General features: G+C 61.0%; 9 protein-coding genes. 3 read left to right on the top strand and 6 right to left on the bottom strand.

Features of this window, described 5'->3' with window-relative positions; genetic code table 11:
- Positions 1 to 17: 17 nt before the first annotated feature.
- The 5 genes from CFR71_RS07735 to CFR71_RS16125 form a co-directional block, all read right to left on the bottom strand.
- Complete coding sequence (locus tag CFR71_RS07735) at positions 18 to 1,094, bottom strand: ABC transporter ATP-binding protein (protein ID WP_408891741.1); 1,077 nt, start codon at positions 1,092 to 1,094, stop codon at positions 18 to 20.
- Positions 1,084 to 2,058 carry an ABC transporter permease gene (locus tag CFR71_RS07730; protein ID WP_207781339.1) on the bottom strand — a complete coding sequence of 325 codons (975 nt, stop codon included), beginning with the start codon at positions 2,056 to 2,058 and terminating at the stop codon, positions 1,084 to 1,086. The genes CFR71_RS07735 and CFR71_RS07730 overlap by 11 nt, the downstream gene beginning before the upstream one ends.
- A gap of 13 nt (positions 2,059 to 2,071) precedes the next feature.
- Positions 2,072 to 3,076 (bottom strand): ABC transporter permease, encoded by a 1,005-nt coding sequence (locus CFR71_RS07725; RefSeq protein WP_110529879.1) that lies wholly within the window; start codon positions 3,074 to 3,076, stop codon positions 2,072 to 2,074.
- The gene (locus CFR71_RS07720) at positions 3,076 to 3,261 is read right to left on the bottom strand and encodes a hypothetical protein (protein WP_133251101.1); all 186 of its coding nucleotides are present in this window, start codon (positions 3,259 to 3,261) and stop codon (positions 3,076 to 3,078) included. The genes CFR71_RS07725 and CFR71_RS07720 overlap by 1 nt, the downstream gene beginning before the upstream one ends.
- A gap of 205 nt (positions 3,262 to 3,466) precedes the next feature.
- A complete protein-coding gene (locus tag CFR71_RS16125) occupies positions 3,467 to 3,727 on the bottom strand; it encodes a hypothetical protein (protein ID WP_133251100.1) in 261 nt (86 codons plus the stop codon).
- A gap of 441 nt (positions 3,728 to 4,168) precedes the next feature.
- On the opposite strand from CFR71_RS16125, the gene CFR71_RS07715 reads away from it, so the two are divergent.
- The 3 genes from CFR71_RS07715 (at position 4,169) to CFR71_RS16450 (ending at position 10,114) form a co-directional block, all read left to right on the top strand.
- Positions 4,169 to 6,109: a CocE/NonD family hydrolase gene (locus tag CFR71_RS07715; protein ID WP_110529875.1), complete on the top strand. Its 1,941-nt coding sequence runs from the start codon at positions 4,169 to 4,171 to the stop codon at positions 6,107 to 6,109.
- Positions 6,110 to 6,543: 434 nt separating this feature from the next.
- Positions 6,544 to 9,774 carry a TonB-dependent receptor domain-containing protein gene (locus tag CFR71_RS07710; protein ID WP_239019193.1) on the top strand — a complete coding sequence of 1,077 codons (3,231 nt, stop codon included), beginning with the start codon at positions 6,544 to 6,546 and terminating at the stop codon, positions 9,772 to 9,774.
- A gap of 178 nt (positions 9,775 to 9,952) precedes the next feature.
- Positions 9,953 to 10,114, top strand: coding sequence for a hypothetical protein (locus CFR71_RS16450; RefSeq protein ID WP_165832055.1), 162 nt, complete (start codon positions 9,953 to 9,955; stop codon positions 10,112 to 10,114).
- Positions 10,115 to 10,720: 606 nt separating this feature from the next.
- Here the strand turns inward: CFR71_RS16450 and CFR71_RS07700 are convergent.
- Positions 10,721 to 12,298 (bottom strand): serine hydrolase, encoded by a 1,578-nt coding sequence (locus tag CFR71_RS07700; protein ID WP_110529620.1) that lies wholly within the window; start codon positions 12,296 to 12,298, stop codon positions 10,721 to 10,723.
- Positions 12,299 to 12,376 lie beyond the last annotated feature (78 nt).

Below are 12,376 nucleotides of genomic sequence, written 5' to 3'. Positions count from 1 at the left end.
GCGGGATGGATCCGCGTTCATGCCGGCCCCTGCTGCGGGGTGGAAGGCGACGGGCATCGCGGCGGCAGGGGCCGGCCCTCCGTCGGCAGGACGCATGCGGCGGCCTGGCCCGGCCCGACCGGCACCAGTGGCGGCGGCGCGGGGCGGCAGCGTTCATGCACGTATCGGCAACGCGGGCCAAAGGCGCACCCGACCGGCCGTTCAAAGGGGGCAGGCGGCACGCCGGCGATGGTCGGCAGCCGTTCGGGGCGCGGCCCGTCCAGCGGCGGTATGGAATCAAGCAGCGCCGCCGTATAGGGGTGCCCCGGCCGCGCGAACAGCGCCCCTGTCGGCCCGGTTTCGGCGACGCGCCCCGAATACAGCACCAGCGTGCTGTCACAGGTTTCCGCCACCACCCCCATGTCATGCGTGATCAGCAGGACCGAGGAACCGTGCCTGCCGCGCAGGGCGCGGACAAGTTCAAGGATCTGCGCCTGCACCGTGACGTCAAGCGCCGTGGTCGGCTCATCCGCGATCAGCAGGACGGGATTGCACGACAGCGCCATGGCGATCATCGCGCGCTGGCGCAGCCCGCCCGAAAGCTGGTGCGGGTAACATCCGGCCGTGCGGACCGGGTCGGGCACCCCCATTTCCCCCAGCAGGCGCACCGTGCGGGCACGGGCCTGCCTGCGTGAAATCCGCTCATGCGCGCGGATCTGCTCATCAATCTGCCATCCGATGGTATAGACCGGGGTAAAGGCCGTCATCGGATCCTGGAAAATCATGGCGATCTGCCCCCCGCGCAGGCGGCGCAGCTCCCTGGGCGCAAGGCCCACAAGTTCCTGCCCGCGAAACAGGGCGGATCCGGCAATCCGCACGCCCGGACTGTCGATCAGGCCCATCAGCGCCATGGCCGTCACGGACTTGCCCGACCCCGATTCCCCCACCAGTCCAAGGATCTCACGCTCCTCCAGGGTGAAGGAGACATGTTCGACAATCGGGATCATCCGTCCCGCCGAAGGGAAGCTGACACACAGGTCACGCACCTCCAGCAGAGGCGCGCGGGCGGAGCCATTGCCGGACATCGCATCAGGGGACATCCTGCTACCGGGCATCGCGCATCCGTGGGTCCAGAAAGACATGGATGACATCGACCACCGCGTTGGCGATCACCACGAACACTGCCGAATACATGACGCACGCCATGATGACCGGCAGGTCGAGGTTGTTGAGCGCCTGATAGGTCAGGTGCCCCACGCCTGGCAGGCCGAACACGACCTCCGTCAGCAATGCGCCGCCGCCCACCAGCTGCGCGAAGTCCAGCCCGAAGAGGGAGACGAAGGTAATCATGGACATCCGCACCCCATGCCACAGCAGGATACGCACGGGCGACAGCCCCTTGGCGCGGGCGGTGCGCATGAAATCCTCGCCCGACAGCGCCACCAGATCGGCGCGCAGGACGCGGCTGTAGATGCCGATGAACATGACCGCCAGCACGATCCACGGGATGACCAGCGCGCGGAACCATCCCAGCGGGCTTTCCCCGAACGGCACGTATCCCAGTCCCGGCACCCATGAAAACAGCCATGTATCGTGATACCGGCTTTGCGTGACAAGGTTGGTCACCTGCCCCAGCCAGAAGACCGGCATGGAAATCCCCACCAGTCCCAGCATCATGAGACCGCGATCCACCCATGTATCCTTCATCGCCGCGGCCAGCGTGCCCATGATGATGGATGCCACGACCCAGATCACCGCCGCCCCACAGACCAGCGACGCCGTCACCGGGGCCGCGCGCGCGATTTCAGGGACCACCAGTTCGCCCCGGTCCACATAGGAGGCAAGGTCGCGCGTGATGAACAGCTTTTTCATCATCGTTGCGTACTGCACCGGCAGGGACCGGTCGAAGCCGTATTCCCTGCGTACTTTTTCCATGACCTGGGCCGAGGCGTTGCGTCCCGCGATCCGGGCGGTGGGATCGGCGCCCGGCGTCGCGAAGAACACCATGAACACCAGCGCCGAAATCCCGAACAGCACGAACACCGTCTGCCCCAGCCGGCGCAGCAGGGCGCCCATCATGACCGCGTCCCCATCATGACGAACGCCGCCCGGCGTCGCGCACGTCCAGCGCGTCACGCAGCCCGTCGCCAAGGATATTGAGCGCCAGCACGACCACCACGATGGCAAGCCCCGGCGCCACCGCCACCATGGGACGGGTATAGATCAGCCCCTCCCCGTCCTGAATGATGGTCCCCCACGATGCCGCCGGCGCCTGCACCCCCAGCGAAAGGAAGGACAGCGCGCTTTCGGCCAGCAGCGACAGCGCCATCAGCAGCGGTCCCAGCATCACCAGCGTGGTGGTGACATTGGGCAGGATGTCGCGCAGGACAATGCGCCAGCGCGGCACCCCCAGGCAGCGCGCGGCCGTGACGAATTCCGCCCCCCGCAACGCCATGACCCGCCCCCGGATGGGTCGCGCGGCATAAGGCATGTAAACCAGCGCGATGATGAAGACAGGGATGAACAGGCTGTCCGCCCGCACGACAAAGGGCCCCAGCACCAACCCGTGGCTCACGGTGACGATGGAAAGGGAAATGGCGAACAGATAGACCGGGACCGCCCACATGATATCCATCATGCGCGACAGCACGGCATCCACGATGCCCCCCGAAAAACCGGCGATGATCCCCGTCGTCGCGGCCAGCACAAGGCACAGCACCGCGGCACAGGACGAGATCAGCAGCGAATTGCGCCCCCCGTACAGCAGCCGTGAGGCCAGGTCGCGCCCCTGGCTGTCGGCCCCCAGCAGGTAGGAAGCCCGCCATGTGGGGCCGATGGGGCTGAGCCCGAGGTGAAGGGGATTGTCATTGGGCTGCATGATGTCCACCTCGCGTCCGTCAAGCATGACGCTGCCCGCCACGTTGGAGACGAATGGATCGGTCCGCGCGACATCGCGGGCATATAGCGGCGCCAGCAGGCAGGCGAGCGTCACGAGCAGCAGCGTCGCCAGCGCGATCATGGCCGAACGGTTGCGCCCGAGCGCGCGGATCGCCTGCCGCCACGGTCCCGGCGGCGGAGAGGACGCCATGCCCGCCATCACCATCCCCGCATGCGCGGCCCGGGCGCGCGGCAGGGCGCGTCATGCCCCGGACGGACGGGAAGCTGGCGGGTATCCTTCATGACAGCAAAGGGCACGGCGGCCTCATTCCGGTTGATGTCATCGCCCGCATGGCGCCATGGGCTTTCCGTAATGGGGGCGCCTGACGTCCATGTGACGTGCATGCGGGCATCAGGGCCAGGATGGCAATGGTCGGACAGGGTGGTCACATTGCCGGAATAAAGGCGGATGCCCAAACATGCAAAGCCCGCGTGCCACACCCCCCTTTGCCCACTTCGCCTGACGTGATCCCTGTCCCATGGCCCGGACATCGCGGCCGGAGCAGGACGATTTTCATTCTTTCCATGCGTCATCTTCGACAAACCGGAATCATCCCATCTTTTCCCGGGTAGTATATGAAAACAGCTCGCTGATGAAAAATAACAGAGTTTTCCGGATGCTGCCTTCTTTCAAAAATCCGGCATTCATGGACGCTTCCTGCAGCAGGCCTTGCCGAACCTCCTCCATGATGCGCGGGACGCTGGCATGGATACCTTCTGAAACGGCCCCTTCGGGATCAGGGAAGGTTTTTCCAATACGCGCCTGCGTGTCTTGGCGGACACGGACACATGACGGACACTCTGGGGTCAAAGGCGCGTTTTCATTCCATGCATTATTGTTCCTGCCCCTTAAACAAAGGTTATGGGTGGACCACCTTTTGATAATTGACGACAATACATGCGTGAAACGATAATCCGGCCTGCCTCCATCTCGACATGGAATGCTTCCGCACCGGAAATCCGGGTGCAACGAAGAGGGAGCACCAACTTATGTCATCCCCATACCATCCGCGGCATGACGCGACCCTGCTGGCGGGGACGTGGTGTCGTGAAAGCATGAAACCGTCGGGCCGGTGCCGGAAATCCCCCATGACTGCGATGTTCGGGATCCGGTGACGCCATCCCTCCCGATACAGCCCGGCGGAAGATCGGGGGGCTTTTCGTGCTTCCTCAGATAAAGGACAATTCCGCTTCCCCGGCCGTTCTGCCGGTACGTGACGGAATTTCCGTGGCATGGATCCAGAAAAAGAAAATGCAGAAATCCCTTCTCCTTACGGCCTGTCTTCTCCTCTCCTGCGCATCGGCCATGGCGTCTCCCGCGCCAGAGGGAATCCCGGCCGACATGCCACAGGATTTCCACGCAAGCGACAGCAGCTTTGACTATGTCCGCCGCAATGTCATGATCCCGATGCGCGACGGGAAAAAGCTGCATACGGTCATCATGATCCCCAAGGGCGCGCATGGCGCCCCCATATTGCTGACCCGCACGCCATACAACGCGGATGAAATGGTCACGCACAATATCAGCGGGCATATGCGCTCCGCCCTGCAGGGGTATGACAACATGCCCGACGTGATCGCGGATGGCGGCTATATCCGTGTCATTCAGGACGTGCGCGGCAAATACGGTTCCGAGGGCAGCTACGTCATGAATCGCCCCCTGCGCGGCCCGCTGAACAAAAGCACGGTCGATCATGCGACCGACACGTGGGACACCATTGAATGGCTTGTCCACAATGTTCATGAAAGCAACGGGAAAGTGGGCATCATCGGCGTATCCTATGACGGGTTTACGTCCATGATGGCGCTGTTCAACCCGCATCCCGCGCTGCGTGCCGTCGTGCCCATGAATCCCATGATCGACGGATGGCGTGGGGATGACTGGTTCCATAACGGCGCCTTCCGCCAGCAGATGCTGCCCTACATCTATGATCAGGACGCCACCCGGAGCAACACCGCCAAATGGTGGAGCAGCTATCACGATGATTACAACCTCTACCTCGACGCCGTTTCCGCCGGTGCGCTGGGCAAAAGCCACGGCATGGACCAGATCGGATTTTTCAGGCAGATCCTTGCCCATCCCGCCTATGATTCCTTCTGGCAGGACATGGCGGTGGACCGGCAGATCGCCGGATATGGGCTGAAGGTCCCCACCCTGCTGGTCCACAGCCTGTGGGACCAGGAAGACATCGTCGGCGCGATCGGCACCTATTACGCGCTTCATGACAGGGCGGATTCCCGCGACAACCTTTTCCTTGTCATGGGGCCATGGAACCATGGCGGGGAAATCCGGCAGGCCAGCACGATGGGCGCGGTGCGGCTCGGCTCCGACACCGGGGCCTATTTCCGCACCCGGATCCTTGAACCCTTCCTGGCCCATTACCTGAAGGACGACAGTTCCGTCCCGCTGCCCGCGCATGTGACCGCCTTTCGCTCCGGCAGGAACGAATGGGAATCCGCCGACAGCCTGCCGTCACAGGCCTGCAGCCCCTGCACGACGCTCTATCTGGGGGCGGGGCACACGCTCGGCCTGACAAAAGCCGACAGCGCAGCAGGAACGGAGGAATATGTGTCGGACCCGTCGCGTCCGGTGCCCTACCTGCCGCGCACCATTGAACCGATCGCCCATACGCCCGTTTCCGCATGGCCAAACTGGCTGGCGAGCGACCAGAGGGAGGCCTCCGGCCGCACGGATGTCGCGACCTTCACGTCCCCTGTCCTGACGGCGCCGCTGGATATCCAGGGACTGCCCGTCGTCCATCTTACGGCCTCCACCACGGGCACGGACGGGGATTTCGTCGTCAAGCTCATCGACGTGTATCCCGATGAGGTTCCCGAACAGCCTGAGATGGGCGGATACCAGTTGATGGTCAGCGCGGACATCCTGCGCGGCCGTTATCGCAGGAGCATCGAGCATCCCGAACCGATCCCGGCCAATACGCCGCAGCTTTACAGCTTTGCCCTGCCGGTCGCCAACCACACCTTCCTGCCCGGCCATCGGGTCATGATACAGGTGCAGTCAAGCTGGTTTCCCCTTTATGACCGTAATCCGCAGACCTATGTGGACAATATCTTCCTTGCCCCGCCAGCGGCCTACAGGCCCGCGAAAATCAGCATAGATCTTGCCAACAGCTGGATCGATGTCCATTCGACCTCATCGGCGGCCAATCCCTTCGCCTCCCCCCGGCCCTGATGGCAGGCGGGATCCGCCTGAAACGCGAAGGCTGATCCGTCCCGGGACGCACGGTCCCGGGATGCGCGCATTTCCCGCCATTTCCCAGAAATGCGGCGGATCCCATGCAATCGACCCGAAAATCCGGCCCGCCACGCCGTCATGCCAACCCGCCGGCATCGTGGATTTTTCCTATCTGCAAAGATTTCCCCTGCTTTCCTTTCCATCTCGATCAGGTGATCTCTAAACCACAGGTTAATTCTTCCGCATGTTTTAGAAATCGACAAAAGACCACTCGGAATGGGATCGTAATGAAGGCGAGGTAGACCTGTGTTGGTGGCGATGATTTGCCAGCGGTCGCCGTGGTGAAATGCGGAGTTTTAGAAATGAGCACTGGCCTTCCATCTATTCGAAGGAAACGTAGGGACGTTCCATCCAGACCAAGCTTGAAAACGGTGCTGCTGATTGGCGCGGCAGTGACAATTGCGGGCTGGAGCATCGATAGTACAGAGGCTGCCACCAGCTCCACATCCCATGGCTCTGTCGTTCCGGCCAAGAGCAAGAAGAAAAAAAGCACCTCGACCTCCAGGACCGCCACCTCCTCGTCCACCACCCAGACGACATCGGGCACGGCGGGCACCGCGGGTACCATCACGGCCACCGGCCAGACGACGACCACGACAACCCAGAACGCCACCACGATCCAGCAGGCATCGTCGAGCACCGCGGCCGCCGGCCGGAGCGAAGACATCACCGTCACCGGCACCCGTCTGTCGCAGACGCGGCTCAGTAACGTCACGGCGGGCACCACGCTGGATGCCAAACAGCTCCAGGCACGTGGATATTCCAACCTGGGCCTGGCGCTGCTGCGTGAAAACCCGGCATTTTCCGTCCCGTCCAACAGCCCCGTCGGATCGCAGGGATCATGGGGCGCGGGACAGACCTTCAGCGGCCTGCTGGCCCTGGGTGACCAGCGCACCCTGACACTTATCGACGGCATGCGCATGGTCGGCGGCGCCACGGCGTCGCTGTATGGCGCGGGCAGCGGTTCGCAGGTGGACGTCGGCACCATCCCGACCTCGCTGGTGAAAAAGATCGACACGCGTTACGGCGGCGCGGGCGCGGCCTATGGCGCCGATGCCGTGGCGGGTGTCGTCAACTATCAGCTTGACGATCATTTCAAGGGCATTGATTTCAACGCGCAGGGCGACTGGACCCAGAAGCTCGACGGGGGACAGGAAAAGGTCTACCTGAAATACGGCACGGGTTTTGACCATGACAAGGGCGGCATCGTCTTTGACGTGGAATATCGCAACGCGGATGGCCTGGTTTACAATGACCGTGCCAAAAGCATCGGCAGTGAGGCCGAGACCTATCTGTGGCCGGCGCTGACCAGCAATTCCCCCTATTATTACACGCTGACCAAGAACGAACGTTTCAGCCAGCTGAGCGCAACCGGCATTCCGCTTGTCAATGGTGAGCTGAATCCTTCCTATTTCGGGCAGGCATCCGGCGGCATCGCGGCACCCGGCGGGGGCGTCCTGCAGTTCAGCAAGGACGGCAAATCCCTTATCCCGCTGACGGGAACGGTCACGCGCAGTAATTATTACACCGCAGGCGGCAATGGCCTGTCCTTTGAAAATTATGACCAGCTTTATACGCCGCAGACGTCGCTGAACCTGACGACGCTGGGACATTATGACTTCAACCGCCACCTGCATGCCACATGGCAGGGCTGGTACCAGCGTGGCGAGGCCAAGAGCTCCGTCAACCAGGGGCTGTACTATTCCGCCACGTTCGAAGGCGATCCGCTGACGCGGGCCAACTTTGACGCCGATCCGCAGGATTACGTCAACGGTAACCTGGTCTTAAGCACGGCCAACCCGTACCTGACCTCGGCCGAGCGGACAACCATCGTCAATTCCCTCAAGGCCGCCGGACAGCCGACGGATACGTTCTACCTGTCGCGTGCCAACCAGGATTTCGGGGAAGGCGCGTTTACCACCACAAACCAGATGTATCGTTTCCAGGGCGGCCTGAACGGTGATTTCGAGGCGGTGGGCCGTCGCTTCGACTGGAGCGTGAAGGGCGAATACAGCGAGTATCTGAGCAACACCAGAACCCTGATGGTGGACACGAACAACCTGATCAACGCGCTTGATGCCGTGACGCTGCCCAACGGCACCATTGGCTGCGCGCCGGGTTATGTCAATTCCACTGCCAAGACCCGCAGCGAGACCTGCGCGCCCCTCGATGTCTTCGGGCGCAACCAGGAAAGTGCCGCGGCGCTGAAATACATCACGTCATGGGTCAACCCCAGCAACACCAACAAGCAGCTCGACGTACAGGCGGAAATTCACAGTACCGTTGTCAAGCTGCCCGCAGGCAATGTCCGGTGGGACCTTGGTTACGAACATCGCTGGGAATCCTATAACTTCGATGCAGGCAGCATCCTGAACGGTGAAGTGCTGTCCGATGGCAGCCGCCGTCAGTATGGTGATGAAATCCCCACCCCGAACACCAACGGGGCTTACGGCACGCACGAAGTCTTCGGGGAACTCGATGTTCCGATCGTGTCACCGGAAATGCATGTGCCGGGTGCCTATCATATCTCGGCCACGGCAAACGGACGCTACATCCACAACAGCATGACCGGCAGCTACTGGACCTATATGTTCGGTGGCAGCTGGTGGCCCACCCGGGATTTCGGCTTTAGCGGAAATTACGCACAGTCCGTTCGTAACCCGTCCGTAACCGAACTGTTCTCCCCGACAAGCCGCGTCAACAGCATGGCAAGCGACCCGTGCGCCCAGGAAGATATCGCCAACGGCCCCAATCCAGCCGTTCGTGCCGCCAACTGCGCCAAACAGGGCATTCCGAAGGGATTTGTCTCCAACATCGTCAACTATGGCATTTACGGAACGGATGGCGGCAATTCGCACCTGCAGAACGAAGTCTCCCACAGCTATACCGGTTCGCTTCACTTCATGCCGCATTTCGTCCCCGGCCTGCAGGTGGACGCTTCCTTTGTTGACGTGACGATCAGCAATGAAATCGAGGATCTGGGCATCAGCGACATCATGAGCGCCTGCTACGATTCAAGCTCGTTCCCCAACAAGTACTGCAGCATGTTCACCCGCGACCCGACCACCCACCAGGTCACGAACTATCAGGAAGGCTTCGTCAATATCGCCAACCAGCATATGCAGGCCCTTGAAGGGAAACTGAACTACTTCATCCCGATGTCGCGCTTCGGACAGCGGTTTGCCGACTGGGGATCGTTCAATATCGGCGTGAACTATAACCACTATGTCAAGAATACCCAGACGTTCCTCGGCACGACCTATCCCGAGGTTGGCAGCACCAGTTCGCCCAAGGATTCCTTCACGGCCAACCTGGATTATGTGCGTGGCCCGCTTTTCGTGCAGTGGCAGACCATCTATTACGGTCCGTCCAAGTTTAACGTGACGGCCAGCCAGTACGCGGAAACGTTTAACAGCCGTCCGGACTTCTTCTACTTCAACACGACGATTGGCTATAAAATCACGAAGAACCTTAACCTCAACTTCATGATGAACAATGTTTTCAATGCGCTTCCCAAAGGCGTGGGAACGGTGGGCCTGACACGTTACTATGACGTCATCCTGGGCCGTTCCTTCGAATTCTCGGCCGGGGTTCACTTCTGATTTTCAAGACAGGCGGTCCGGCTTCCTGAATACTGCCGGACCGTATTCCCCATCATTACAGAAAACCGTGCCCGCCACTGGAAAGATTCCGGTGGCGGGCACTGTCATATCCGGCCTGGAAATCATCCCCCGTCTCCTGCTTTGTGACCCCAATATCCGGTCAGGAGCAGGCGGGAAAATGCCCGATATTCCCGCCCATGTTCAATGCCACGACGAAGAAGAGGCGGAAAATCAGGCATGCGCTCCCCCAACACCCATGACCTGCCTGTGGTGTATCACCCTGCGCGACCCGCTTATTGCCTGTGACATGTCGCGCAAATCCCGAGAAAGTTTTTGGTGAAGCTTTTTTCAAAAAGCTTCGAAAGACGCCGCCTTTTTGAAAAAAGGCGTCACCCAAAAACTTTTATCATTTTCATCAACGGATTGTTTTCAGATGACATGGCCACCGAAAGGGTTTCACGGGCCTGCCGACCCTCCATCCTGAATTCCGGCCGGATGGACAGGAACCTCTGCAAACATGTCCCACGTCCACAAAAAGATTGTCCATCATCCGCCAGAAGGAGTTGATGAGACAGCTTGTGATGGATGAAATGATTATTCGGGGCACTGACACAATGCCAACCATATCGCGCTGTCAGCGCGGATCAGGCAGTCCTGTGCCTGTAAAAGTCAGGAAAGCGACAGGATCGGATATCCTGCATGACCTTATCCATGGGACCAGCAATCAGGCAGGGACACCACGGCGCTTCCCTGCTCCTGTCCGGACTGCATCGTGGCGGATCTGGCGATAGCGGGAATGCAATTACGGATTGCATCATACCCCCGCCCCATGCATGCAGGAATGACTGCCGGGAACATCCCATGAATGTCCCGACCATCATTTCATATTACTGGAAATATGGGCACCAGTCCGGAACAGGCAGCTTCCGGACTGGCATTTTCGATATCAGGGCTTGTCGGATATCTTCTTCGGATGCAGGTCCTGGGCATCGAAACTGAAGTCGGATCCCACGACACGCATCGATATGCCCGTAACCTTGCCATCCATGTCGCGCTGAAACTGCACGTAGCAATCGTCCCCCGCATCCTGCGCGCGATCGTCCCACCGCACCACGAACAGATCATGCGGCAATGCGGAGAGGTTGCCAGCAAGTCCCGGCGAGTTGTCAAAAGAAAGACGAAGATCGTTGCCTTTCTGCGTGACATGGATATTGCCGCGCCAGTCATCATGATACAGCCCGACATAATCACGCTGTGCCTGCGCCGACAGATGAATGAACGGCCGTGCCGGCGACCCGGGGCCGGTTGTCGCGGCAGCCTTCGCCTGCTCCGCGTTGTTGTCGTCTTCCTGCTTTTTCCAGTGCGCAAGCCAGTCCGCGCTTTTCCCGGTCGTGACCAGTGAATTCAGCGTCGTCTGGATGACAAAGCTCGGACGGTAATCGTCATGGTTCGTCAGGACCACGATCCCGGTTTTCATTTCCGGCAGGAACGAGACATAGCTGACCATTCCGTCGATGGTTCCCGTGTGCCAGACACGCTTTTTGCCGAAAAAGTCCTCCATGAACCAGCCATAGCCATAGGCGCGGAAATGTCCCTGCGTCGCCTCCGCCGTGTCCGGCAGCGGCAGCAGCGCATGCGGCGCCCAGACCTCGTCACGCTGCGCGGTGCTGATGATGGTCTTTCCTTCCGGCGTCTTGCCGCCATTGAGGTACATCTGCACCCAGCGGGTCATGCCATCCACACTGCACCAGATACCGCCCGCGGGCGCCACGACAGGCAGGCTGAGCGATGCGCGGTCCGGCAGGTCGGGACTGTTGCCCTCGCCCGTTGCGACATCCGTCTCCCCCTTGACGGGCGGCGTACTCTGGCAGGCGGGCAGGCCCGCTGCGTCGATCAGGCGCGACTGCACGAAATTTTCCCAGCTGGTGCCGGTCATTTTCTCCACCAGCGCGCCCGCGACCACGTACAGCAGGTTATTATAGGCGTAATTCGCGCGGAACGGCGCGGTAAACGGCATGTAGGGAAGGGCCGCCAGGATTTCCGGGCGGGTGAAGTTGCTGTGGGAAAACAGCATCAGATCGCCCGCGCCCAGCCCCATGCCGCTGTGATGGGTCAGCAGGTCGCTGATACGGAAATCCCGCGTGATGAAGGGGTCTGCGACACGGAATTCCGGCATATGGTCGATGACCCGGTCATCCCATTTCAGCTTGCCCTGATCGACAAGGAGCGCAAGCGCGGTGGTCGTGAATTCCTTGGTGTTGGAGCCAATGGCGAACAGGGTGCGGGTATCGACCTTTTCACTGTGCGCGTCCTCGCTGCGGCGGCCATACCCGCGCGAGAACACGACCTGCCCATCATGGACGACCGCGACGGCGATCCCGGGCACATGGAACGCATCGCGGGTGCGTTCGACAAGGGTGTCAATCTGTTCCGCCGTCAGGCCGGCAGGCAGCGCGGGCGCCGCGCATGCGGGCAATGCGACAAGGGGAGCGGCAAGGAGAGAAAGCGCCCCCACTCCCCCCATGTAACGAATGATCCGTCCTGCAAATGACCTGTTCACTACTCTGCTGTCCTGCTCTGCTGAAAAACGAAAAGATGCCGG

The sequence above is a fragment of the Novacetimonas pomaceti genome (assembly GCF_003207955.1).
GTDB lineage: Bacteria > Pseudomonadota > Alphaproteobacteria > Acetobacterales > Acetobacteraceae > Novacetimonas > Novacetimonas pomaceti.
Note: the sequence above shows the minus strand (reverse complement) of the source record. Positions and strands in the feature narration are given on the sequence as shown.

Bases quoted from the DNA above. Each gene is read 5' to 3' on its own strand.
- CFR71_RS07735 (WP_408891741.1), bottom strand. From the start codon at position 1,094: ATGCCCGGTAGCAGGATGTCCCCTGATGCGATGTCCGGCAATGGCTCC.
- CFR71_RS07700 (WP_110529620.1), bottom strand. From the start codon at position 12,298: ATGGGGGGAGTGGGGGCGCTTTCTCTCCTTGCCGCTCCCCTTGTCGCA.
- CFR71_RS07730 (WP_207781339.1), bottom strand. From the start codon at position 2,058: ATGATGGGCGCCCTGCTGCGCCGGCTGGGGCAGACGGTGTTCGTGCTG.
- CFR71_RS07720 (WP_133251101.1), bottom strand. From the start codon at position 3,261: ATGCACGTCACATGGACGTCAGGCGCCCCCATTACGGAAAGCCCATGG.
- CFR71_RS16450 (WP_165832055.1), top strand. From the start codon at position 9,953: ATGCCCGATATTCCCGCCCATGTTCAATGCCACGACGAAGAAGAGGCG.
- CFR71_RS07715 (WP_110529875.1), top strand. From the start codon at position 4,169: ATGCAGAAATCCCTTCTCCTTACGGCCTGTCTTCTCCTCTCCTGCGCA.
- CFR71_RS07725 (WP_110529879.1), bottom strand. From the start codon at position 3,076: ATGGCGGGCATGGCGTCCTCTCCGCCGCCGGGACCGTGGCGGCAGGCG.